The organism is Frateuria sp. GZRR35, assembly GCF_051900415.1.
Classification (GTDB): domain Bacteria; phylum Pseudomonadota; class Gammaproteobacteria; order Xanthomonadales; family Rhodanobacteraceae; genus Frateuria_A.
In genome coordinates this window covers 75,887-99,024 of record NZ_JBHZGL010000015.1, presented here as the reverse complement: position 1 = coordinate 99,024, position 23,138 = coordinate 75,887, and the positions used below count along the sequence as shown (strand labels likewise).

The window sequence follows — 23,138 nt, the reverse complement described above, 5'->3', positions numbered from 1 at the left end:
TCCACATCTTCGCGAGCCCCGCCCCTCACCCCAACCCTCTCCCCGGAGGGGAGAGGGAGCAGGAGGTTGTCTGCGGGGTGGCGGCTCAGGCGGTATGGGGAGCTGCGGCTTGCGCGAGCGGCATCCGCCGTGCCGTAACTCGCTCCCTCTCCCCTCCGGGGAGAGGGAGCCGGAGGTTGTCTGCGGGGCGGTGGCTCAGGCGGTATGCGGAACTGCGGGTTGCGCATGCGGCATCCGCCACGCCGTAAACCGGGCTCCCTCTCCCCGGAGGTGAGAGGGAGCAGGAGGTTGTCTGCGGGGTGGCGGCTCAGGCGGAATGCGGAACTGCGGCTTGCGCGTGCGGCATCCCCCGCGCCGTAAACCTGGCTCCCTCTCCCCGCCGCGGAGAGGGAGCGGGAGCGTGTCGGGCGAATTGAACTTCAGGCTGCGTCCGGAAGTACCGCGGCCCGCTCGCGCCAGTGCGGCGCCTGTGGCCATTGGGCCGGCGCTTCGTCGCCGGCCAGCGCACGCGCCACATCCCGCCGGTCCAGGTGCGGCGCAAACTGCCGGATGAACTCAAGCACGAACTCCCGCACCACCGCTTCCCGCCGCAGCACGATCCACGTCGTGCATTGCGGGAACAGGTGATCGGCCGGAAGCACGTGCAGATCCGCGTCAGTCGCCAGCATGGCCATCTCGGCGAGCACCCCCACGCCCATGCCCGCGCGCACGTACGTCTTGATCAGATCGGCATCGCCCGCGGTCATCGCGATCTGCGGTTCCAGCCCCGCCGTTTCGAACACGCGGCGCAGCGAGGACTCGGGTTTCAGCGAAGAGTCGTAGCTGATCAGTGGCTCCGCGGCGAGTTCGACCAGCGTGGGTGGTAGCGCACGCCGCGCCAGGACGTGGCCGCTGGGCGCCACGACCACCCGATGCCAGCGGTACGCGGGCAGGGCAATGCCCACCGCGGGCGGCGCGCCGGCGGTGCTGATCACCGCCAGGTCCACCCGCCCGGCTTCCAGCTGCGCCAGCACATCGGCGTCCTGGCCAGGCTGCAGGTGCACGCTGACCTGGGGATAGGCGAGGTTGAGCGCGGCGATCGAGCCGGGCAGGGCGAAGCGCGCCTGGGTGTGCGTGGTGGCAATGCGCAACTCGCCGTGCGCCTCGTTGCGCAGGTTGGCGGCGATCGACCGGATGTTGGCCGCCTCGGCCAGGATCACCCGCGCACGCTCGAGCACCTGGCGGCCGGCGTGGGTGACCGAATCCAGGCTCTTGCCCTTGCGCACGAAAAGCTTGAAGCCGAGTTCATCCTCTAGCTGCTTGAGCTGCTTGCTGAGGCCGGGCTGCGTGGCATGGACGCGCTCGGCGGCCAGGGTGATGTTGAGCCCGGCGTCGGCGATCGCGACCAGGCAACGGAGTTGGACGAGGGTCATGGCGGGGTATCCGTGTTCGTTCGGTCAGCAGGGATGGATGCGGACGAATCACGGCTACATCGCCCGGACGCTCGCAGGCGCGGGTCGTGGTGATTGCGTGGTGGCTGTCGTTCGTTTGACATATTTGGACGTCTATACGTCCAATGCTGCACTGTGTCAAGGCAATGTAGCCGCCGCTCCGGTCCACATGCCGTGAAGGCATATGCAGCCCGGCACAAATCATTTGTCGCCTCCGAAGCGCCCGCCTAGCGTGGCCGGACTCCCCCGCAGGCCGCCCACTTGAAGCTCTACCCGCTGTTTGCCGACCTTTCGCATCGCGCCGTCCTCGTGATCGGCGGCGGTGCCGTGGCCGAGCGCAAGGTGGCGGCGTTGCTGGATGCCGGTGCGCAGGTGACGGTGAACGCCCCCGCGCTGACGCCGCTACTGCGCCAATGGGTGGAACGGGGCGTTGTAGCCCACCGTCCGGAAGCCTTCCGCGAGACCTGGTTCGACCGCGTGTGGCTGGTGGTCGCGGCCACCTCCGACCGCGCGACCAATGCCCTGATCGCCGAGCTGGCTGGCCTGCGGCGCTTGTTCGTCAACGTGGTGGACGACGCGCAATTGTCCAGCTTCCACGTGCCGGCGGTGATCGACCGCGCGCCGTTGACCATCGCGATCTCCAGCGGCGGCCAGGCGCCCATGCTCGCGCGCCTGCTGCGCGAGCGGCTGGAAACCCTGCTGGACCACTCGCTGGGCGCACTGGCCACGCTGGCGGCGTGGCTGCGACCGCGCATCCGCTTGCGCTTCAAGCAGCCGGCCGCGCGGCGGCGCTTCTACGAGACGCTGTTTGCCGGCCCGGTGGCGACCCTGTTGCGCCAGGGCCGCGAGGCCGAGGCGCGCCTTGCCGCCGAGCGTGCGTTGGCCGGGGAGCCCGGAACTTCCACCGGATCCGTGGTGCTCGTCGGCGCCGGTCCCGGCGATCCGGGCCTGCTCACCCTGCGCGGCCTGCGCGCGCTCAACGAGGCGGACGTGATCCTGCACGACCGCCTGGTCAGCGCCGAGGTACTGGCGCTGGCGCGTCGCGACGCGGTACGCATCGAGGTTGGCAAGCAGGCGGGCAACCACCACGCCACGCAGTCGCAGATCCACGACCTGATGCTCGAACACGCCGGCGCCGGCCGCCGCGTCGTGCGGCTGAAGGGCGGCGACCCGTTCGTGTTCGGCCGCGGCGGCGAGGAACTGGAGTTCCTGCGTGCCCATGGCATTCCCTACGAGGTCGTCCCCGGCATCACCGCCGCGCTGGCCTGCGCCGCCTACGCCGGCGTGCCGCTGACCCACCGCGAACACGCGCAGTCGGTGCGCCTGCTCACCGCGCACTGCCAGGCCTCGCGCGACACGCTCGACTGGTCCGCGCTGGCGCAGGAGAAGCAGACGCTGGCGGTCTACATGGGCGTCGGCGAGCTGGCCACGCTGCAGTCGAAACTGCTCGAGCACGGCCGCGCGCCGGCCACCCCGTTCGCCCTGGTGGAGAACGGCTCGCGCGCCGGACAGCGCGTGGTGACCGGCACGCTGGCCCAGCTCGTCGAGCGCGCCCAGGCCCATGCGGTTCGTTCACCCGCAGTGCTGATACTCGGCGAGGTCGCCACGCTGGCGGGTTCGCTGGCGTGGTTCGGTGCGCCTCCGTTGGGGGCGAGCGTCCACGACATCGGCGAGGCCGGCAGGGCGGCCCGCGTTCGCCCACCGGCACGCCAGGACGACGTGCTCGCCGCGCTCCACCAGGCATGACCCATTCGCCGGCGCTCGCCGGTACCCTTCCAGGAGTCAGTACCCATGATCTACGACAGCATCCTCGACACGATCGGCAACACGCCGATCGTCAAGCTGCACCGGCTCGCCCCGAAAAACGTCGAGCTCTACGTGAAGGTCGAGGCCTTCAATCCCGCCGGCTCGGTGAAGGACCGCCTGGCGCTGGCGATCATCCTGGACGCCGAGCAGCGCGGCACGCTCAAGCCCGGCCAGACCGTGATCGAGGCGACCTCCGGCAACACCGGCGTGGCGCTGGCGGCGGTATGCGCGGCGCGTGGCTATCCGTTCGTGGCGGTGATGACCGAAACCTTCTCGATCGAGCGGCGCAAGCTGATCCGCGCCTATGGCGGCAAGGTCGTGCTCACGCCGGCGGCGGCCCGCGGCACCGGCATGGTGGAGAAGGCGGCCGAGCTCGCGAAGAAGCACGGCTGGTTCCTCGCCAGCCAGTTCGAGAACCCGGCCAACCCGGCCTACCACCGCAGCACCACGGCGGCCGAGATCCTGCGCGACTTCGCCGGTCGCCGGCTGGACTACTTCGTCACCGGCTGGGGCACCGGCGGCACGCTGACCGGCGTGGGCGAGGTGCTCAAGGTCGCCCGTCCCGAGGTGAAGATCATCGCCAGCGAACCGGCGGGTGCGGCCATGCTTTCGGGCAAGGAGTGGCAGCCGCACAAGATCCAGGGCTGGACCCCGGACTTCATCCCCGGCGTGCTCAACCGCGACGTGGTCGACCAGGTCCTGCCGGTGGACGACACGCTCGCCCGCGATACCTCGCGCCAGCTGGCGGAGCAGGAAGGCATCTTCGTGGGCCTCTCGTCCGGCGCCACGCTGGCGGCGGCGCTGCAGGCGGCCAAGGAGGCGCCGGAAGGCTCGGTGTTGCTGGCGATGCTGCCCGATACCGGCGAGCGTTACCTCTCGACGTTCCTGTTCGAGGGGGTCAACGAGGGCTCGGATGAGGTGGAGCAGCCGAGTTCGTCGCTGGGGCAGAAGGCCGCGACCGTTTGAGGGTTTGAGGAAAGGCTTCCCCCATCCGCCCTGCCGGGCACCTTCCCCCCGTGGAACGGGGGAAGGATCACGAACGGGAACACCGCAAGTGGGCCTCCCCGTCGAACGGGGAGGGGTCACGAACCAGAATCCGGCAAGTGGGCCTCCCCGGTCGAAGCGGGGAAGGATCACGAACCGGAATCCGGCAAATGGGCCCTTCTCTCATCGAAGGTGGGAAGAATCACGAACCGGAAGCAGCAAGTGGGCCTTCCCCCGTTCCACGGGGGAAGGTGCCCGAAGGGCGGATGGGGGCGACCGGAACGCGCACCCTCATCTAGGCCATCCGCCGCACCCTCGCGGCCCGCGGCGCCTGTCGGCCCAGCGCCCACTGGTCAATCAACTTGCGCCCCACATGCGCCAGCGCTTCGATCGCCGGCAGCAGCTCGCGTCCCAGCGGCGTAAGCGCGTACTCGGCCGAGGGCGGCGAAGTATCGAGCACCCGCCGCGTCACCAGCCCACGCGATTCCAGCTCGCGCAGACGCGCACTGAGCACGCGCGCGGAGATGCGCGGGATGTCGTGGCGCAACTCGCCGAAGCGCCGCGGCTCGGCGCTCAGATACCAGATCACGTTGGGCGCCCACGCGCCCCGTAGCAGCGCCAGGCTTTCGGTGAGCGGGCACGCCGGCGGCGGCGCGGCGACCTTGCTCTTGCGTACGGGCAGGCCCATGGAGGCGTGTCCTCGGTAACCGTGGAGATACCACATTCTGGCACTAATCCATGGTTAGGTGGTATCCATCAGTAACCTTCAAGGGCTAGGATGCGCGCCACGTCCAAGGACGTCCCACCCCCACGAAGGAGAGTCACCCATGAAGCTCTACTACATGCCCGGCGCCTGCTCGCTTTCCCCGCACATCGTCGCGCGCGAGGCCGGCATCGACCTTCAGTTGGTGAAGGTCGACGGCAAGACCAAGCGCACCGAGGACGGTGCCGATTTCCTGGCGATCAACCCCAAGGGCTACGTGCCCGCGCTGGAGCTGGACGATGGCCAGCTGCTCACCGAAGGCCCGGCGATCGTGCAGTACCTGGCCGACCTCAAGCCCGCCTCGGGCCTGGCGCCCGCCAATGGCACGCTGGCGCGCTACCGCCTGCAGGAGGTGCTGGGCTACATCAACTCCGAGATCCACAAGTCCTACAGCCCGCTGTTCAAGCCGGACACGCCCGAGGCGACGCGGCAGGAGCGCAAGGAGTACCTGCGCAAGCGCTACGCGTTGCTGGAGAGTTCGCTGGCCACGCATCCGTGGCTGCTCGGCGATCAGTTCACCGCGGCCGACGCCTACCTGTTTACGGTGACCAACTGGGCGCGGCACGTGGACCTCGACCTGTCCGACTTCCCGGCGATCCAGGCGTTCCAGCACCGCATGCTGGAGCGGCCGGCGGTGCAGGCGGTGATGGACGACGAAGGGCTGGCGCGTCGGGCGACGGCCGCTGCCTGAGGCATGCGGGTCGAGGGGCGCAGCCCTTCGACTTCGCTGCGCGACGCGCAGGGCGAACGGTCGGTTCTTGCGCGCCCCTCGCAAAAAAAACCTCTCCCGACGGGAGAGGTTTTTTTTTGCCCGCCTTCAGAAAGGGCGGTTGATCGCCCCGCGGGACGATCCACGCGCTAGCGGGACCGCGCAGATCAAACCTCGCGAGCCAACCCTTCGGCCAGGCCCACGTAACCACCCGGCGTCAGTTCCAGCAATCGCTGTTTCGCCTCCGCGGGCAACGCGAGACCCTCGATAAAGGTACGCATCGATTCGCGCGTGATCCCCTGCCCACGCGTGAGCGCCTTCAACTGCTCATACGGTTCCGGCAACCCGTACCGGCGCATGACGGTCTGCACCGCCTCGGCCAGCACTTCCCAGCTCGCATCGAGATCGGCAGCCAGGCGGTCCGCATTCACCGTCAACTTGCCCAGGCCCTTCTGCAGCGACTCCAGCGCCACCAGCGTGTGCCCGAACGCCGTTCCCAACGCGCGCAACACGGTCGAATCGGTCAGATCGCGCTGCCACCGGCTGATCGGCAGCTTCTCGGCAAAATGCCCCAGCAACGCATTGGCCAGCCCGAAGTTGCCCTCGGCATTCTCGAAGTCGATCGGGTTGACCTTGTGCGGCATGGTCGAGGAGCCGACCTCGCCCGCCTTCAACGCCTGCTTGAAGTAGCCCAGCGAGATGTAGCCCCAGATGTCGCGCGCCAGGTCGATCAGGATGATGTTGGCGCGGCGCACCGCATCGCAGTACTCGGCCACGCCGTCATGCGGCTCGATCTGCGTGGTGTAGGCGTTGTAATCGAGCCCCAGGCTCTCCACGAAACGCCGCGAGAACGCCCGCCAGTCCAGCTCGGGGTAGGTGATCGCATGGGCGTTGTAGTTGCCTACCGCGCCGTTGATCTTGCCCGGAATCTCGATCGCCGCCAGCTGCGCGCGCTGGCGCTGCAGGCGCGCCACCACGTTCGCCAGCTCCTTGCCGAGCGTGCTGGGCGAGGCGGTCTGGCCGTGCGTGCGCGAGAGCATCGGCAGGCCGGCGTTGGCGTGCGCCAGCTCGCGCAGGCGGGCGATGAGGCGATCGAACATCGGCAGCAGCACGCCCTCGCGCGCATCGCGCAGCATCAGCGCGTAGGACAAGTTGTTGATGTCCTCGCTGGTGCAGGCGAAATGCACGAACTCCTTGGCCTGGGCCAGTGCCGGGTCCGCGCCGATGCGCTCCTTGATGAAGTACTCGATCGCCTTGACGTCGTGGTTGGTGGTCGCCTCGATCGCCTTCACCCGCTCGCCGTCGGCCACGCTGAAGTCATTGGCAATCGCGCGCAGCTGATCGACCTGGGCGCCGGAGAAGGGCGGCAGCTCGACGATGGCGCCCTCGGCGGCCAGCGCCAGCAACCATTCGATCTCTACCTGCACGCGCCGGTGCATCAAGCCGAACTCGCTGAAGATCGGGCGCAGCGCCTCGACCTTGCCGGCGTAACGGCCATCCAGCGGCGACAGGGCGGTAAGGGCGTGGGTGGACATCGGCATGGGTTCCGGCAAGGGGAAACGGGGCATTTTACATCCCGCTTTCCATGGGTGCCCGCGGTTCTTCCCCTCGCGTCTGTAGGAGCGCCCTTGGGCGCGACCTGGATGGCGGTCGCGCCCAAGGGCGCTACAGGGCCCGGTGTTTGTCCAGGGTTGTTGTGCCCGACTCCACGCGGCCCAACCTATAGTGGCCTGACTTCCCGAGGAATTGACCATGGCCGACTTCCGCACCGAACACGACAGCATGGGCGAGCTCAAGGTCCCCGCCGATGCGCTCTACGGCGCCCAGACCCAGCGCGCGATCGACAACTTCCCGATCTCCGGCCTGGCCCTGCCGCGCGACTTCATCCGCGCGCTCGGCCTGATCAAGGCCGCCGCGGCGTCGGCCAACCTGGCGCTGGGCCATCTGAAGAAGGGCCAGTCGGCCGCCATCCGCAAGGCCGCGCTGGCGGTGGCCGAAGGGCGGTACGACGCCCAGTTCCCGATCGACGTGTTCCAGACCGGCTCCGGCACCAGCACCAACATGAACGCCAACGAGGTGATCGCCCATCTCGCCGCACAGGGCGGCGCCAAGGTGCACCCCAACGACCACGTCAATTACGGCCAGAGCTCCAACGACGTCATCCCCACGGCGATCCACGTGAGCGCCACGCTGGCCACCAGCGAACGCCTGCTGCCGGCGCTGAAACACCTGAAGAAGACCATCGACAAGCGCGCGCGCGAGCTGAAGAGCGTCCCCAAGACCGGCCGCACCCACCTGATGGACGCGATGCCGGTGACCTTCGGCCAGGAACTCTCCGGCTGGTCAGCGCAGATCGGTTCGGCCATCGAGCGCATCGAGGATGCCTTGAAGCGCATGCGCCGCCTGCCGCAGGGCGGCACCGCGGTCGGCACCGGCATCAACGCCGACCCGAAGTTCGGCCCGGCGGTGGCGCGCGAACTGAAGACTCTCACCGGCGTGCGTTTCGAATCAGCGGAAAACTTCTTCGAGGGCATGGCTTCGCAGGACGCCGCGGTCGAACTCTCAGGCGCGCTCAAGACGCTGGCCGTCGCGTTGATGAAGATCGCCAACGACCTGCGCTGGATGAATTCAGGCCCCTTGGCCGGCCTGGGCGAAATCGAGCTTCTCGCATTGCAGCCGGGCTCTTCGATCATGCCGGGCAAGGTCAACCCGGTGATCCCCGAAGCCACCGCGATGGTCGCCGCGCAGGTCATCGGCAACGATGCGGCGATCACCCTTGGCGGCCAGTCGGGCAACTTCCAGCTCAACGTGATGCTGCCGATGATCGCCTACAACCTGCTGCAGTCGATCGACATCCTCGGCAACGTCAGCCGCCTGCTCGCGGACAAGGCCATCGCGGGCTTCAAGGTCAACCGCGAGCGCGTCAACCAGGCGCTGGCGATGAACCCGATCCTTGTCACCGCGCTCAATCCGGTGATCGGCTACGAAAAGGGCGCCGCCACCGCCAAGCAGGCCTACAAGGAAAAGCGCCCGATCATGGACGTGGCGCTGGAAACCACCGGGCTGTCGAAGGACGAGCTGAAAAAGCTCCTCGATCCCACCGCACTCACCCGCGGCGGCATCCACGGCGAATAATCCCCTCTCCAGCCGCCTCCTGTAGGAGCGCACCTGTGCGCGACCGCAATCTCCATGGTCGCGCACAGGGTGTGCTCCTACAGGAGCCCGCGCCCGGCGGGAGAGGCCTGTGCGCGATCGGTCCGGAACGTGACGCCCGCGGTCGCGCACAGGTGCGCTCCTACACAAACCCGTCCACGGCAGGAAGGACGTAACGCCGTCGCTTGCCCGCGCGGGACACGAAACGGGGCGGCGCAATGGCCGCCCCGCGCGATCGACTTTACGGATGGAACCAGGCGTGCTTGCCCGCGACGCCGTTGGTGACGTTCCTGGAGGTCTTGTTGCGCAGGTCGATCCTCCGCACCCATTGGTTGTTCCCTACTTGGTTGAACAACAGGCGCGTGCCGTCGGACGACCAGCCGGAGATCGAAGGCATGTAGACATCAGGGTTCGTCGTCTGCGCAGGCGCCAGGTGAACGTTGCTCCCATCGGCACGCATGATGTAGATGCGCACGTTCCCGCCCAGGGTATCGGAGTGCAGGAAGGCGATCTTCGAGCCATCGGGCGAATAGACCGGATCCCTGCCGGTGATCGAGAGCGGCGTGAGCAGGTTGGTGTTGAAGTCGATCAGGTACATCTGGCCCCCGGCAAACACGCCGTGCTTGCGATCGGGGGAAATCACCAGGTCACCTTCGCTGTCATCGAACACCTGCGCGGTGAGCTTGACCGCCGATCCGGTGGAAACGTTGACCCGATAGGCGTCCGTATAGTTCTTTTCCGGCTCGAGCCCGCCTTCGGGGGCGCTGGCGACCAGCAGGATCCCGTTGCCGCTGGCCGTCCACTGCGACAGCTTGACAGCGATGCTCCAGGACTCGCCCGACTCGCCATGGGGGCAGAACACGATGTGCCGGTTGGTGCCATCGGCGCGGACCGTCGCAAGGCACTGGCCGTGGCCACTGGTGGTGACATAGGCGATGAGGCCGTTGGGCCCCCACAAGGGATCGGAATGCTCGCTATCGTCCGAGGTGATCTGGCGCGCCGCGCCGCCCTGCCGGTCGACGACGTAGAGTTGCGTTTCCGCATAAATGCCCCGGTTGCTCCCCTGCCTGCCCAGTTCGTACACGACCGAGCCGCCGCCGGGCGACCAACTGCTGGCGAGGATGTCGTAGCCATAATTCACGGGGACCAGCGTCGTAAGGTCCTGGCCCGATGGCGACACCCGGTACAGCTGGGACCCATAGGTGAAGTCAAACCGGAAGATCGTCCGCGTGACGAGGATCGAGGCGGTGGAGGTCTGTGCGACCGCGGTCGACGCGCCCAGGGCAGTGAGCAGCAGGGCACAGATGGAGCCGGCAAGCTTATGGTTTTTCATGGGTGATGCTCCTGACGGAAGTCCCCCTGATTCGGCTCGTGCGGTCTGGTCCAGCCCGCTGGAAAACGCGGGCTCCCTGTTGGGCTCGATCGCCACGGGTGTTCTGGCGGCGCGGAATATTGCTTCAATTTTCGTGAGCGTTTTGCGTACGTTCATGCCCAGCTCGCTGTCTCGACAGGTTCGCGGCCGAACAGCAGCCCGGCTGGCGACAGACGCGGTTCCTGGTCCCGCGGGCAGACCGTGATGCACAAGGAAATCGCCGGTCCGCGGGCGCCATTACGCGCGGCAGAAAGCCGCCTTCAATGGAAGGGTTCGATGACAGCCATCGTCATGGCAGTACCGGCGATCAAGCGGCCATGGGCTCGCGCTTGTCGCCCCGGTCGATCGTAGGGTCACCTTGCTCCCAGCCGGCACCACCAGCCCGGTGCGGGCTCACCCCGGCCGCGCAGCATGCGCGACCACGATCAGTAGGGTGGGCTTCAGCCCACCAGCACTCCCGCGAGAATGCGGGGTGGACTAAAGCCCACCCCGCGACCCACGCACATCACCGCGATCAGCTACTGGCCGCCCTCCGAAGCAACCGTCCAGTCACCCATACGGGAACCGCGCGCCAGACGCCAACCCGCCGCCAGCTTCATCGTCCAGCCCTTGCCGTGCAGCTCGCTGCCATCGGCACCGCCCTCGGGTGCCGCCACGGTCAACTGCGACCAGTCGGGCGCCATCAATGCGCCGCCATCGACGGTGACCGATCCCCAGTCGTCGATCACGTGCATCGTCGGATACACCGTTCCCGCATCGCCCAGCGGCACCAGGTTGCTCGGGTTGAACTGCACCTTCATGTGCTTGAGCGGCAGCTTGAGCACTGGTCCGGTCACCAGTTGCGCCTGGTACTTCGCCATCTGGCGCGACCGCGCCTCGGCCCGCGCGTGCTCGCTGGCCAACAGGGCAGGGCCGTCATAGCGCGCGGCTAATTTGTCGACCTCCGGCTCGGCCGCCATGTCGACATGCAACGCGGTCGCCAGCATGCGCGCCGGCGAGCCACCGGACACGATCGCCTTGCGCCAGCCGGGCCGGTAGCGGTCCAGCAAAAGACCGTACGCCGGGCCGGTGGCGTAGGCGAACGAGCGCACGAAGCTGGTGTCGTTCTCCGGATGCCAGGCCAGGTCCCAGCGCGCCATCGCCACCTGCGCGGCGGGCGTGCGATTGCCCACCATCACGCCGGTGTACTCGGCCAGCCCCTCGTTGCGTTCGACCGCCGTCTCGGCCTTTTCCGCGGCCGGGAAGCGCCGGTAACGCGCGGCGCGGAAGGCCAGCGCATCGGCCACTCGCGCGCGCCGTTCGGTATCGATGCTGGCGGCAAGCGCCGCGTCCAGCGCGCGCCATTCCAGCTGCAGCGTGTAACGGCCTTCAAGCGTATCCAGATGCGCGTTGTTGCTCTCGTGCGCGGCCAGGCCAAGGCTGTCCTGCACGCGATGGAACGCCTCGTGCGCCATGATCGTATGGCGCCGGGCCGCGTCCTCCTTCAACGGCCAGAGCATCTCCGTCCAGTGCACGCCCGCCCAGTCCACGGCGGTGTTGGCAATCGCCTGGTCGGTGGGCAACACACCCACATACACGCCACCTTCGGGGCGTAGCCTGCCCTCGGCATCCGCCTGGTTGGCGGCCACCCGGCGCGAGGCCGGTTCCACCAGCAGGGTCGGTCCGCACAGCGACTTGCCCCACAGGCGGCCACCATCGGCGTGGCAAAGCTGCGCGGCCTCCTTGAAATAGCGGCCGGCGAGGGCAGGGTCGATCGTCGGCGCATCGGCACCCATCGCGGCGGGCGCCAGTGCCAGCGCGAGCCAAGGCAAAGCGGGTCGAATCGACATGCCTGCATCTCCCGGAAGGAACCCTCGACAGCTTGCCGCGCGAGTCTATCGCCCCGCTCCGGCCACCCACCGTGCCAAGCGTCATCCCCGCCCGCGAGGCCCGCAGGCCCGTGGCTATACTCGCCCTCTGCCCTCCAAGGAGCCCATGGCCATGAACGCCCCCACCCGCATCGACACCACCCGCACCATCCGCGCCCCGCGCGGCAGCGAGCTGACCTGCAAGAGCTGGCTCACCGAGGCGCCGTACCGGATGATCCAGAACAACCTCGACCCCGAGGTGGCGGAAAACCCGGCCGAGCTGGTGGTCTACGGCGGCATCGGCCGCGCCGCGCGCAACTGGGAGTGCTTCGACGCCATCCTGCGCTCCCTGCGCGAGCTCAACGACGACGAAACCCTGCTGGTGCAGTCCGGCAAGCCGGTCGGCGTGTTCCCGACCCACCCCGACGCCCCGCGCGTGCTCATCGCCAACTCCAACCTGGTGCCGGCCTGGGCCAACTGGGAGCACTTCAACGAGCTCGATAAGAAGGGCCTGATGATGTACGGCCAGATGACGGCCGGCAGCTGGATCTACATCGGCTCGCAGGGCATCGTGCAGGGCACCTACGAGACCTTCGTGGAGATGGGCCGCCAGCACTACCACGGCAGCCTCAAGGGCAAGTGGATTCTCACTGCGGGCCTCGGCGGCATGGGCGGTGCGCAGCCGCTGGCCGCGAGCCTGGCCGGCGCCTGCTCGCTCACCATCGAATGCCAGCAGAGCCGCATCGACTTCCGCCTGAAGACCCGCTACGTCGACGAGCAGGCCACCGACCTGGACGACGCGCTGGCGCGCATCGAGAAGTACACCAAGGCCGGCGAAGCCAAATCCATCGCGCTGCTGGGCAACGCCGCCGACGTGCTACCCGAACTGGTCCGTCGCGGCGTGCGCCCCGACGCCGTCACCGACCAGACCAGCGCGCACGACCCGGTCAACGGCTACCTGCCGCTCGGCTGGACGGTGGAGGAGTGGTTCGAGCGCCGCAAGAGCGATCCCAACGGCACCCGCGACGCCGCCAAGCGCTCGATGAAGCAGCACGTGGAAGCCATGCTCGCCTTCCACGCCAAGGGCATCCCGACCTTCGACTACGGCAACAACATCCGCCAGATGGCCAAGGACGAAGGCTGCGAGAACGCCTTTGCCTTTCCGGGGTTCGTGCCTGCGTTCGTGCGGCCGCTGTTCTGCCGCGGGATCGGGCCGTTCCGCTGGGTCGCGCTATCGGGCGACCCGGAGGACATCTACAAGACCGACCAGAAGGTCAAGGAGCTGATTCCGGACGACAAGCACCTGCACAACTGGCTCGACATGGCCGAGCAGCGCATCAGCTTTCAGGGGTTGCCGGCAAGGATCTGCTGGGTGGGGCTGGGGCAGCGGCACAAGCTGGGGTTGGCGTTCAATGAGATGCTGCGGAAGGGGGAGTTGAAGGCGCCTGTTGTTATTGGGCGGGATCACCTGGATTCGGGGTCGGTGGCGAGTCCGAACCGCGAGACCGAGGCGATGAAGGATGGAAGTGATGCGGTGTCGGATTGGCCGTTGCTCAATGCGATGCTCAACACCGCGGGTGGCGCGACATGGGTCTCACTGCATCATGGTGGTGGCGTGGGGATGGGTTACAGCCAGCACTCGGGGGTGGTGATCGTGTGTGATGGCAGCGAGGCGGCGGATAAGCGGATTGCGCGGGTGTTGTGGAATGACCCGGGGACGGGGGTTATGCGGCATGCGGATGCGGGCTACGACATCGCGGTCGAGTGTGCTAAGGAGCAAGGGTTGAAGCTGCCGATGGCCTAGGCGCCAAAGCTACTTCGAACGGCAGTCTTTGCTGGAAGAATGCGCTCGAAACAGCTCATCTCGGAACGAAACTAGGAAGAGGATATGGAAGATCAGAAAGAGCTAATGTCCCAAACGGGGCGGCTGAAATCAGTCGAGCGTTTGCGCGGCGTGCGCATCATCAAAATTCGGATCCTCAAGCTATTTGGATCATATGATTACAACATCACTATTCCCGCCGGGACCCCGGGGCGCGCGCCTATCTTTTATGGCGAAAATGGGCTTGGTAAAACCAACATCCTAAAAATAATTTTTCACCTCCTGTCGCCGGCCGGAAATGGAGGGCACAGAAGCGCGCTAGGAAAAATAAAGTTCCAAAGCGTCGAAATTTTGCTTTCTAATTCGACCGTGGTTAGTGCCGAGCGCAAGGAAGGGCGGCTCGATGGTCTGTTGCAGTTACGCGTCTTCCGTGATGCATCAGGCGTGCGTCAATTGATCGGGGGGTGGGATTGGTCGCCGCGAGAGACGGCTCAAAGTGAAAGTGTAAGGGATTGGCTGAAAGATATCTCTCCGGCCCAATTAGCCAGTGCTAGTAATTCTAACACCCGGGCTGCACGTGAAATTTTTCTAAGGGCTTGGATGGATGTTGTCAATAAAGAGGCCGATCCCTTGATGCGGGAGGAGGCTTTTTTATCTGCTCTGCGAGAAAACGTGCCGCCGATCTATTTCATGACCGCCGAACGAACCCTTAGTTCGGACTTCGTCTCGCGGGATCAGGTATACGCGCCGGAGAATGCAAGGTTGCGGCCGGAAGAGATGGTATCTAAAGGTCGTGAAAGGTCCCTAAGTCGTGCGATTACTCTAGCCTCCCAGCATCTGTCCTACTTGAGTTTCGAGGCGACTCGCCAGGGGTCGAGGTCTGCCCATAGCATATATCAAGAATTGATAAAAAATATGGCGGCTGCTTCTCAGGAGGGGGGGAGGGATAAGGCCGTCAAATCAACGGCTGAAATAGAAAAATTGCTGTTGCATCTATCGGAAGCGTTTACGGAATATGAGAAGTACGGGCTCGCGCCTAGGATAGACGGCGAATCCTTAGTTGCGGCTGTGCGCGGTGTCCCGTCCAATAGGGCGCTTGCCATCAGGAAGGTTCTCGATACTTACGTCGATAGCTTGGATCGTCAGGCAAAAAGCATCGGCAAGGCATACGCTGCGATTAATACGCTTCTTTGTACCGTAAATGATTTTCTATTTGAAAAGACGATAAATTTTTCGCCTGCTAACGGGCTGAATGTAACGGATCTGAAAGGCGATATTCTCGAGCCTAGTGATCTCTCGTCAGGTGAGCAGCAGCTTCTACTTTTGTTTTGCCACATAACTATCGCGCACGATTCGGGCGGAATTTTTATAATTGACGAACCCGAAATTTCCTTGAACATCAAATGGCAGCGGCGCTTGGTTGACGCTCTGCTCCAGCTTGATAGTGCTGCAAATCTACAGTTTGTAATGGCCTCTCACTCCATCGAATTGCTAACTAAGCACCGTGATAGTGTTGTGGTTTTGAATGAAGCGGTGAACTGATGGGTTCGCCAATAAGACGAGAGTTGGAAGAGCTACTAGCAAGGTGGGCTCTGGCAAAGATCCCGACTCTTTTTGTTGAGGGCGAGTTCGACAGACGATTCTTGCGGCTGCTTCAAGCCGAGAACGGCTCAAGGTCGTTATCTAGGCTCGACGTGATGACGCCTGCGGATGTCAATGCTCCCGCGGCTTTGTTGGCTAAGCATGCAGTGCCGGGAACAGGCGAGAAGCAACGAGTGGTCGCGATTTCTCGTGAGCTTGAAATGCTGGGGGCTGCCGGCGGCTTTTTGGGTGTCGTTGATCGAGACTTGGACAGCTTTCTCGGGCTCAACTTCGAATCGAACTTACTGAGCTACACTGATCATTCGTGTTTTGAGGTTTACCTGTGGTCCCCGGAGAGCCTGAAGCATGTTGCGAAGGTTTTCAAAGCGGACTCTCTTTCGGATAGTCGACATGCAGCCCGGTTATACGAAAGTCTCAACGACTCTTGCGCGAAACTTACCGCTGTGCGTGTGGTGAATGAGCGCAGACCAGATTGGGAGATTAAGCTCCACCGGTCCGAGAGCTCCTTGAGCTTGGACGGAAGTATTCTTTCGCTTAATTTGCCAAGTTACGTTTCTCAGTGCAGGCCAGTTAGGGGTTCGCTACCTCAAGTTCAAGAGGCTGTTGCTCAAGTATGTAGAGAATTAGCCGAAGCGGATCCGCTACAGAAAATCAACGGCCACGATTTGGCGTGGCTATTAATGTATGCGCTGCGAGCGTTGACGATTGGCCCTCGGAGGTCAGTCGAAGAGGATGTTGTCATGAACTCCCTGGTCGCTTTAGGCGTGGAGTCGGATGAGCTTTTGGAAGAGCCTCTTTTTGCGCACATGAATCGGTGGGCAGAAAATGGGAATTAAAGGAATTAAACAGGAAAGGTGTCAGGGACAATTAAAGAGCCTGCGCATGAAAGTGTCCCTGGCACCTTGCCTCGACTCGGTAAAAAGAATTTCAAGAAGTGAACCTGGCCCCGTTTCTGGGCCGTTCACCGGGCGATAGGTCAGCCTGCCCCCCTTTTAGCGGCGCAGCGCGACCTGTGGGTGAAGCGGGTGAACAGATCCGGTGACGCAGCGTCGGGCTTTCTCAAGGAGCGTATTCGTGGCAGGCAGGATCAGACGGCAACTAGTGCGATGCTCGCTCGCCATGGCATGGGCGATGGGCGCCGGAATCCTGCGAGCCGCGGATACCGACGGCGAATCCAGCTTCGATGGCGCCTTCCTCTCCCTCTCTTCCGACATCGTCCACGACCATATGGCGCTGCGCTCGTTCGCGGTCACGCCGCACACGTCGGCAGCATTCATCAATGCCTGCTCGCATGGCAGGCACATCTGGATCAATAACCAGGCGATTACCTGCCTGCACGCGGAGGCGGTGGAGAACGGCTCCGCGATCCAGCTCGAAATCGCACAGGATGCGATCAGGTCCGCGCCTGTCGGCTATTACCTGGTATCGGCCAAGCCGACGCGCAATGCCGCGCTGCGCGCACTGAAGGAGCCGGAGCGCGACACGATGTCGGAGGATGCCGCTGCCGCGGCTGGCGTTCATATCACGGCCGCCGAGCTTGGCCGTGCCAAGGCTGCCGACGGCAAGGACCGGACGCTTGTGTTCGTGGCGCATGGCAAGGATCACGACGGCAACCGGTCGACCGATATATTCTCGGTCGCCGGCGGCCAGGTGACGTACACCGGCAAGCTGCCTGACTGGCCCGAGAACCTGATGGACATCAGCGGCGCATTGCAGGCCATCGTCAATTTACATGGCGAAGCGCGGATCATCCAGGCCTTTTCGACCTGGCCACGTGTCGAGGCGCAGATGTTCGCCGGCGAAGGCGGTTAAAAAAAAGGGCGGGTCAGAGTGCACTTCTAAAAGTCGATTCAGAACCAGAAACGGGGTCAGGTTCACTTATCTGGAGTCAAGAACTGAACCTGACCCCGTTCGTGGGCTAAAACAAAGATCAGACAAGGGATGGATATGCACGCGAAAACCACGGATTTCCAGTTCCCGCTGTTGCTCGTTCTGGTGCTCATCGTGGCCAATATCCCCACGTATATCTTTCTGGGGCGCGTCTTCTTCAAAGGTTGGCGTGACTTCTTCAACTGCGTGTCCAGTATCGGTATCGTCAATTACAGCCTCGAGATGTACGGTTACAGATTCGGGTGGCGGCCACCACCGGATAGAGAGGTGGATGCGTTGTATGCGGTCTTGAGGTTGTTGCTGTTCGGGCTGGGATCGCTCTGCTGCATCGCTGCGGAGTATCACGGAATCGTCTGGTTGCTGACCCGCTAACGAAAACTGGGGTCAGAGTGCACTTTTAAAGTCGTCTCTGACCCGACTTTTGGTGTCTATGGGGTAATCCAAAAATTGCCACATTCTTGTCTAACAAACGGCGTGTGCAAGGAATAAGGGGGCGTGGCTAATTAAATGCCCGGTTTCAATTGTTTGACGCGTGTGAAAGTGAACCTGACGCCGTTCTCCCACGTTCGATTGGACCGCAGCTCGAGGCGTAACGACCCAGGAGACCCAATGCGTTTCACCGCAAGCATCGTTTTAGCCGCCTTCGTGACTTCGCAGTCCTTTGCGCAGGAGCTGGCCCGGGATCAGGCGAAGCTGGTACAGCAGGCGACCACGGTTTCCCTTCGTGCACTCCAGTTCACCCAAGGTGATCTGGCGAGCCTTCTCGATGCGAAGAGCCAGTTCACCCCGGGTGGGTGGGCCGAATTCATGAAGAAGCTGGACGGATGGCAGGACGAGACGGGCGCGGCGACGTTTTCGTCCCGGTTCGTCCCCTCCGGACCTGCCCTGGATGTCCGGCGGCACGACGGCGTGGTCGACCTGACCATTCCGGGGGTGTTGGAGCAGGAAAACCGCAATCCCTATGGCGGTGTGTCGACGACCAAGTATCGGGCCGAAATTGATCTCCGGCTTGCCGAAGCTTTGGGGAAGATCACGCACTTGAAGCAGCGCACTTGTGGGAGCGCGGGATCGCACCCCTCCTGCCGGTAGCTGCGTTGGAGAAGAGCAAACACAACAAAGTCAACAAAGGTGTCAGGGACAATTAAAGGCAGAAAAAACAAAGGTGCCAGGACAATTTCTCCAAACTCCGCCAAAAGGGGGAAAGGGGCATTTCTCTCGCCGTTGCATGGGCATGACCCTTTTGTTTTCGAATTAAGTCCGAGGTCACCGTGCGCTTGTCGAAACTGAAACCGATGCCCGTGCGTAGCGCTCCCTCTTGGCTGGCGTTCATGCTGCTCGCACTCGTCGGCTGCGGGATGACCAGACCGCAGCCGACGAGTGTGCTGAGCCAGCTTGGAGTAGTGGCCGAGGCAGGCGCGAACGGTGATGCAGCGACCGCGCTCGACGTGGTGTTCGTTTATGAACAGCAGGTCGGGCCAGTCTTGCCGCTCACTGGAGCAGAATGGTTCGCGCGCAGGGTTGTCTATCAGCAAACCCTGGGTGCAGCAATCGACGTGGTTTCAATGGAGCTTCCACCTGGGACGGTGCTAAACGTTGCGTTGCCCGCACGTTCCCGGAGGGCCGTGGCCGTGTATGCATATGTGAGCTACCTCGCCCCCGCCGGCCAGCCCCGCCTGAGCTTGGGTTCGTACCCACGCGCGACGATCCGGTTGACTCCAGACCATGTGGTTGTCGAACAAAGATGACGATGCCCGGCCCCCTCTTGGTTGCTCGAAAAATGCGGGTCAGAGTGCACTTTCCGAAGTTCGCGCTTCGAAAGACTCCGAGCCTCGGGTTGGCGAGGTGCCCTGCGCTGCGCCGTACCACCGACGGTCGGGTCCATTGCAACCGGACATTTGCGCGCAGGGCGCGGGAGAACAGGCGAGAGCGGAGTACGGACGAGAGGATGCGGTAGGCCCAAAAAGCGAGTGAAAAAAAAGGGGCAGCCAGAAGGCTGCCCCGGGAGTACCCAGCCGATGGGCTCAGCGGGTGTAGGTGTTGTACTTGGCGTTCGAGTAGACGTTGTCGTAGACGGTGATGTTGTACGAGCCCTTGCTGAACTGGATGTCGCGGCTCAGCGAACCGCCTTCCTTGGTCGCCGACATGTAGCGGGTGCTGTTGTACTTGAGCGTGTTGCCGGTGATCAGCCAGTCGTGCGACTTGCCGCTCGGGCGCACGCCCGCCAGGCCGTTCTCGGTCATGAAGTTGCCGGTGACGGTGACGTACGGGGCGCCGATGCCCATCACGCCGAAGCCGTAGTTGCCCTTCATCGTGTTGCCGACGATGGCGATGTCGGCGATGTTGGCGTGCAGCTCGATGCCGTTGCCGTGGTTGTTGGCGAACGTGTTGTTCTCCAGGCGGATGGCGTTGGTCTGGCCCTCGGTCATCGGCTCGATGTCGATGCCGGCCTCCGGCAGCGTGCCGTTCGTGTTCTGGAAGGTGCTGTTGACGATGTAGACGTGCTGCGACGGACCGATCGACAGGCCCTGGCGGCGGTTGTTGCTGGACACGACGCCGTCGACGGTCACGTAATCGGAACGCACGTGGATCTTGTTGACGTCCTTGGCGCCGATCCAGACGCCGTCGCCCCAGAAGTTGGAGAGGTTGACCTTCTGCAGGAGCACGTTGGTCGAGGCCGTGATGTGGACGCCGAAGCCCCACTCGCCGGTCGTGCCGATGTGCCTGGTGCGGTCACCGACCAGGTTGCCGCCGGAGATGCTCACGTCGGTCACGTTGTAGACCCGGAACATCATGTACCGGCTGGCGCTGGTCGGGATCACTTCCAGGGTCGCCATCGGGTCCATCACAAGGCTGGTGTGCGAGCGCAGCTTGATGGGCTTGGTGGCGTTGACCATGTAGTGGCCGGCCGGGACGAACACCGTGCCGCCGGAGGTCGGCAGCGAGTCGACCGCGGCCTGGATGGCGGCGGTGTCGTCATGCACGCCGTTGCCCAGGGCGCCCTTGGTGCGCACGTCGACGGTCGCGGTCTGGCCGATCACCGGCTTGGGCATGGCGGTCCACCAATCGGCGGCGAACGAGGGCGCGGCGACGGCGGAGAGCGCCAGCGCGGCGAACGCCAGCATCAACGGCTTCTTCACGAGGTTCTTCGCGTTGACAGACCTGCGAGCAACCGCCGCAAGCTTGTGCTTCTTAAGGGAAATGTTCATTTTTTGGGCGGATCTCAGGTCGTTGTCGGGCGGGGGCTTCATCACGCGAAGCTCACGACAAAAATGCGCGATCGTCACGCGCCTGAGCAAGCTCGACAGATCCTTGTGGTGACGGATTCTTGACGGTGTTGGCAGAAAGTGCCTGGGTGGCCCGGGAGGCCCGCCCGAGCGGTTGGGAACCGCATCACACCCGGGCTGGAGAGCACACAGGCAGGGGGCAGCTAGGCCCCCGGGTTGTCGCCCGGTAGAGACCGCTACGAAGACTCGGGGCGCCGCGGTGGATGAAGTTTGCGGCTACGCCGTGGGGCGGACATCGTCCGCCGGCGTGCCTGGTCGTCAAACCGGTGTAGTCCTTAGGGAAGATCGGCGTGCGGCAAACAAAGGTGTCAGGGACAATTAAAGAGCCTGCGCATGAAAGTGCCCCTGGCACCTCGACTCGGTCTCGGTATCGTCGAACTGCTAGGAAGGTTTGTTCGCCCCGTCGACGCTCGACTTCGCGCGGGGTAGGCCATCCTTGCCGCCAACACGGCATGGACGCAAGAACAGGGTCAGAGCCCGTTCCGCGTTGCGCTGGTCTAGGCGCTGTGCTGGTTTGCGGGCCAAGGTGTGGCTCGCGTTAGGAAAAAAGGGCGTGAACTTGTAACAAACAAAGGTGTCAGGGACAATTAAGGGAAAAGGGTCGGCTCATTTTCTCGCTGAAGGTGAATGAACCTGACCCCTTTGTTAAACACAAACTAAGGGGTCATGGACAATTAAAGAGCCTGCGCATGAAAGTGTCCCTGGCACCTTGACTAGACTAGACTATATTTACACGTTGGAAGGGCTGGAATGACTCAAACCCAGCTGGCGCGCGGGCAGGTTAGGTGGGAAGAGTATACGGGTAACCAAAAGGGGGGGGCATTTTCGCGTATCGTTAAATGGATCCAGTATATCAACAATGGGGTCGGGTTCTCAAAAATGGACGCAGTTCAATTTCTGGCATCGAAAAATGAATCTGGCCCCTTTGCTCCGGTAACTCAGGAGGGGATAAATGGCTAAGACTAAACTCATAGTCGTATTAGTTGTGGCTTGTACCTCCGCTGGTTGCGGGCCGCAGCCGAAACCGTCTTTGTCTTCATGGAGTAAGTTTGAAGCGGACGTCGCCTCATGGTTTAACCAGAACTACGGGGATGGAAACAACATGCATTTCGCGCCGGTTGGAATAGCATATCCAATCGGGTCGGTTCTGCGACGGGGGACGCAGAGCGTTGTTTCTTCAAAGTGCAGATTTGCGGACGTGCTTCCCAGCGCGCTCCCTGGGCCCAACATTCCATCCATAACAAGTACGCGCACTATAAGCGCTTCCCTGGACGCGGGATCCTATGCGGCCGTCCTTCTAGGGGAGGGATCAAAGCTCCATGCAGGCCTGAGCTTAGGGCCCACTCTGAGCGTGAAAATCATCGATCCTGTTGTAACCGTTATTGCGGAAGACCAGACGGCGGACGTCCTTCAAACACCAGAGTGCCTGTCCTCGGTGGTCGGCCAGCCAGTTTCGGTCGTCCGGGGTTATGTAGACGCAAAGTACTCCATCTCCTCTAAAACAGGTGGAAACCTTCACGGGAATGTAACGGTCAAGAGGGATGAGCTTGTCACTTTGTCTGTCGATGGTTCAGAGGATTTCACAGTTGAAGATGCGAGACCGAACGATAAACTAGTAATTCTCTCGGATGCCCAGGTTGTTAAACAGGTTAAAGTGTTTTTTCCGCCCGCAGCCCCCGATAACGGGCCCCCTCATTCTACAGCACATCGGCTGCGTGGCGAATGTTTCGAGCAACCGCGGATATTGTTGAATGGGGTTAACGATCAAACTGCGGCCACCGACGTTATTCCTGTGCGCTTCGCAGGGCATAGTTTCGCGAGCTGTTCCGACCTACAAGAGGTCGCACGGCGTTGTATCGCCAACGACCCAGGGGGACGCTCAAGATGCCCTCCAGACGTCGATACGCGGCCACAAAACTGACGTCCGCAAAAAAAAGGGGGCACCATTTTGCTGCAGGGCTCAATACAACACAACAAAGGTGTCAGAGAACAACAAAGGTGTCCCAAACACAAACACAAACAAACAAAGGTGTCAGGGACAATTAAAGAGCCTGCAAACAAAGGTGTCAGGGACAATTAAAGAGCCTGCGCATGAAAGTGTCCCTGGCACCTTGACTCGCAAACGACTCGCAAACGGGTTAATGAACCTGCCTACTTTGTTTGCGGTTCCCTGTGTTCTGAGAGCTGCCAGCTCCGTGGTTCGGTCCGGCACGTCATACGGAGTGGGAAAAACCGGGGCAACGGGTTGTGCCGATCGGCTTACCTGTCGAGGGAGCGCAAGGTCAAAACAGGTCCAGGTTGAGCTGGCGCCGTTTGGCTGGAAGGGGGCGGTGACCGGATCGGGCGCGGTTTCGCGCATTGATCCTGGAGGCTTCGACAACTTTGGCTTTTGGCCAAACCGGATGTCGGCTGGGGCCCGCCCCGCAGGGCGAACCGCGTACATCAGGAGGTTGAGCCCACGGCGGGGCGGACCGTA

General features: G+C 63.4%; 18 protein-coding genes. 12 read left to right on the top strand and 6 right to left on the bottom strand.

What is annotated here, in order from left to right:
- Positions 1-419: 419 nt before the first annotated feature.
- A complete protein-coding gene (locus tag ACFWZ3_RS15745) occupies positions 420-1,412 on the bottom strand; it encodes a LysR substrate-binding domain-containing protein (RefSeq protein ID WP_439708626.1) in 993 nt (330 codons plus the stop codon).
- Positions 1,413-1,691: 279 nt separating this feature from the next.
- On the opposite strand from ACFWZ3_RS15745, the gene cysG reads away from it, so the two are divergent.
- Positions 1,692-3,176, top strand: coding sequence for a siroheme synthase CysG (gene cysG / locus ACFWZ3_RS15740; RefSeq protein ID WP_439708625.1), 1,485 nt, complete (start codon positions 1,692-1,694; stop codon positions 3,174-3,176).
- A 45-nt stretch (positions 3,177-3,221) separates the two neighbouring features.
- On the top strand, positions 3,222-4,202 hold the full coding sequence (cysK, locus tag ACFWZ3_RS15735) for a cysteine synthase A (RefSeq protein WP_439708624.1): 981 nt from the start codon (positions 3,222-3,224) through the stop codon (positions 4,200-4,202).
- A 313-nt stretch (positions 4,203-4,515) separates the two neighbouring features.
- On the opposite strand, the gene ACFWZ3_RS15730 is transcribed toward cysK, so the two are convergent.
- Positions 4,516-4,908 carry a winged helix-turn-helix transcriptional regulator gene (locus tag ACFWZ3_RS15730; RefSeq protein ID WP_439708623.1) on the bottom strand — a complete coding sequence of 131 codons (393 nt, stop codon included), beginning with the start codon at positions 4,906-4,908 and terminating at the stop codon, positions 4,516-4,518.
- Between the two features lie 139 nt (positions 4,909-5,047).
- On the opposite strand from ACFWZ3_RS15730, the gene gstA reads away from it, so the two are divergent.
- Positions 5,048-5,674: a glutathione transferase GstA gene (gene gstA, locus ACFWZ3_RS15725; RefSeq protein WP_439708622.1), complete on the top strand. Its 627-nt coding sequence runs from the start codon at positions 5,048-5,050 to the stop codon at positions 5,672-5,674.
- Between the two features lie 185 nt (positions 5,675-5,859).
- Here gstA and purB read toward each other — a convergent pair whose 3' ends face one another.
- Positions 5,860-7,227, bottom strand: a complete 1,368-nt coding sequence (gene purB, locus ACFWZ3_RS15720; protein ID WP_439708621.1) for an adenylosuccinate lyase — start codon at positions 7,225-7,227, stop codon at positions 5,860-5,862.
- Positions 7,228-7,444: 217 nt separating this feature from the next.
- On the opposite strand from purB, the gene ACFWZ3_RS15715 reads away from it, so the two are divergent.
- Positions 7,445-8,827, top strand: coding sequence for a class II fumarate hydratase (locus ACFWZ3_RS15715; protein ID WP_439708620.1), 1,383 nt, complete (start codon positions 7,445-7,447; stop codon positions 8,825-8,827).
- A 259-nt stretch (positions 8,828-9,086) separates the two neighbouring features.
- Here the strand turns inward: ACFWZ3_RS15715 and ACFWZ3_RS15710 are convergent, their stop codons facing one another.
- The gene (locus ACFWZ3_RS15710; RefSeq protein WP_439708619.1) at positions 9,087-10,178 is read right to left on the bottom strand and encodes a hypothetical protein; all 1,092 of its coding nucleotides are present in this window, start codon (positions 10,176-10,178) and stop codon (positions 9,087-9,089) included.
- 557 nt (positions 10,179-10,735) lie between these two features.
- On the bottom strand, positions 10,736-12,046 hold the full coding sequence (locus tag ACFWZ3_RS15705) for a hypothetical protein (protein WP_439708618.1): 1,311 nt from the start codon (positions 12,044-12,046) through the stop codon (positions 10,736-10,738).
- 151 nt (positions 12,047-12,197) lie between these two features.
- Between ACFWZ3_RS15705 and hutU the strand changes: the two genes are divergently transcribed.
- The 7 genes from hutU (at position 12,198) to ACFWZ3_RS15670 (ending at position 19,123) form a co-directional block, all read left to right on the top strand.
- Positions 12,198-13,868, top strand: a complete 1,671-nt coding sequence (gene hutU, locus ACFWZ3_RS15700; protein WP_439708617.1) for a urocanate hydratase — start codon at positions 12,198-12,200, stop codon at positions 13,866-13,868.
- An 84-nt stretch (positions 13,869-13,952) separates the two neighbouring features.
- Entirely contained in the window at positions 13,953-15,428 is a 1,476-nt protein-coding gene (locus tag ACFWZ3_RS15695; protein WP_439708616.1) for an AAA family ATPase, read from the top strand.
- A 23-nt stretch (positions 15,429-15,451) separates the two neighbouring features.
- On the top strand, positions 15,452-16,324 hold the full coding sequence (locus ACFWZ3_RS15690) for a hypothetical protein (RefSeq protein WP_439708615.1): 873 nt from the start codon (positions 15,452-15,454) through the stop codon (positions 16,322-16,324).
- 238 nt (positions 16,325-16,562) lie between these two features.
- Positions 16,563-17,300, top strand: coding sequence for a hypothetical protein (locus tag ACFWZ3_RS15685; RefSeq protein WP_439708614.1), 738 nt, complete (start codon positions 16,563-16,565; stop codon positions 17,298-17,300).
- 135 nt (positions 17,301-17,435) lie between these two features.
- Positions 17,436-17,750, top strand: a complete 315-nt coding sequence (locus ACFWZ3_RS15680) for a hypothetical protein (protein WP_439708613.1) — start codon at positions 17,436-17,438, stop codon at positions 17,748-17,750.
- Positions 17,751-17,987: 237 nt separating this feature from the next.
- A complete protein-coding gene (locus ACFWZ3_RS15675; protein WP_439708612.1) occupies positions 17,988-18,467 on the top strand; it encodes a hypothetical protein in 480 nt (159 codons plus the stop codon).
- 239 nt (positions 18,468-18,706) lie between these two features.
- Positions 18,707-19,123 carry a hypothetical protein gene (locus ACFWZ3_RS15670; protein WP_439708611.1) on the top strand — a complete coding sequence of 139 codons (417 nt, stop codon included), beginning with the start codon at positions 18,707-18,709 and terminating at the stop codon, positions 19,121-19,123.
- A gap of 276 nt (positions 19,124-19,399) precedes the next feature.
- Here the strand turns inward: ACFWZ3_RS15670 and ACFWZ3_RS15665 are convergent, their stop codons facing one another.
- A complete protein-coding gene (locus ACFWZ3_RS15665) occupies positions 19,400-20,515 on the bottom strand; it encodes a right-handed parallel beta-helix repeat-containing protein (protein ID WP_439708610.1) in 1,116 nt (371 codons plus the stop codon).
- A gap of 1,498 nt (positions 20,516-22,013) precedes the next feature.
- Here ACFWZ3_RS15665 and ACFWZ3_RS15660 point away from each other — a divergent pair.
- Positions 22,014-22,583 (top strand): hypothetical protein, encoded by a 570-nt coding sequence (locus ACFWZ3_RS15660; RefSeq protein WP_439708609.1) that lies wholly within the window; start codon positions 22,014-22,016, stop codon positions 22,581-22,583.
- Positions 22,584-23,138: the final 555 nt, after the last annotated feature.

Excerpts from the sequence above, each read along its gene's own strand:
- ACFWZ3_RS15710 (WP_439708619.1), bottom strand. The coding sequence starts at position 10,178 with ATGAAAAACCATAAGCTTGCCGGCTCCATCTGTGCCCTGCTGCTCACT.
- hutU (WP_439708617.1), top strand. The coding sequence starts at position 12,198 with ATGAACGCCCCCACCCGCATCGACACCACCCGCACCATCCGCGCCCCG.
- ACFWZ3_RS15675 (WP_439708612.1), top strand. The coding sequence starts at position 17,988 with ATGCGTTTCACCGCAAGCATCGTTTTAGCCGCCTTCGTGACTTCGCAG.
- ACFWZ3_RS15715 (WP_439708620.1), top strand. The coding sequence starts at position 7,445 with ATGGCCGACTTCCGCACCGAACACGACAGCATGGGCGAGCTCAAGGTC.
- purB (WP_439708621.1), bottom strand. The coding sequence starts at position 7,227 with ATGTCCACCCACGCCCTTACCGCCCTGTCGCCGCTGGATGGCCGTTAC.
- ACFWZ3_RS15745 (WP_439708626.1), bottom strand. The coding sequence starts at position 1,412 with ATGACCCTCGTCCAACTCCGTTGCCTGGTCGCGATCGCCGACGCCGGG.
- ACFWZ3_RS15680 (WP_439708613.1), top strand. The coding sequence starts at position 17,436 with ATGCACGCGAAAACCACGGATTTCCAGTTCCCGCTGTTGCTCGTTCTG.
- ACFWZ3_RS15695 (WP_439708616.1), top strand. The coding sequence starts at position 13,953 with ATGGAAGATCAGAAAGAGCTAATGTCCCAAACGGGGCGGCTGAAATCA.
- cysK (WP_439708624.1), top strand. The coding sequence starts at position 3,222 with ATGATCTACGACAGCATCCTCGACACGATCGGCAACACGCCGATCGTC.
- ACFWZ3_RS15670 (WP_439708611.1), top strand. The coding sequence starts at position 18,707 with ATGCTGCTCGCACTCGTCGGCTGCGGGATGACCAGACCGCAGCCGACG.
- ACFWZ3_RS15705 (WP_439708618.1), bottom strand. The coding sequence starts at position 12,046 with ATGTCGATTCGACCCGCTTTGCCTTGGCTCGCGCTGGCACTGGCGCCC.
- ACFWZ3_RS15730 (WP_439708623.1), bottom strand. The coding sequence starts at position 4,908 with ATGGGCCTGCCCGTACGCAAGAGCAAGGTCGCCGCGCCGCCGCCGGCG.
- gstA (WP_439708622.1), top strand. The coding sequence starts at position 5,048 with ATGAAGCTCTACTACATGCCCGGCGCCTGCTCGCTTTCCCCGCACATC.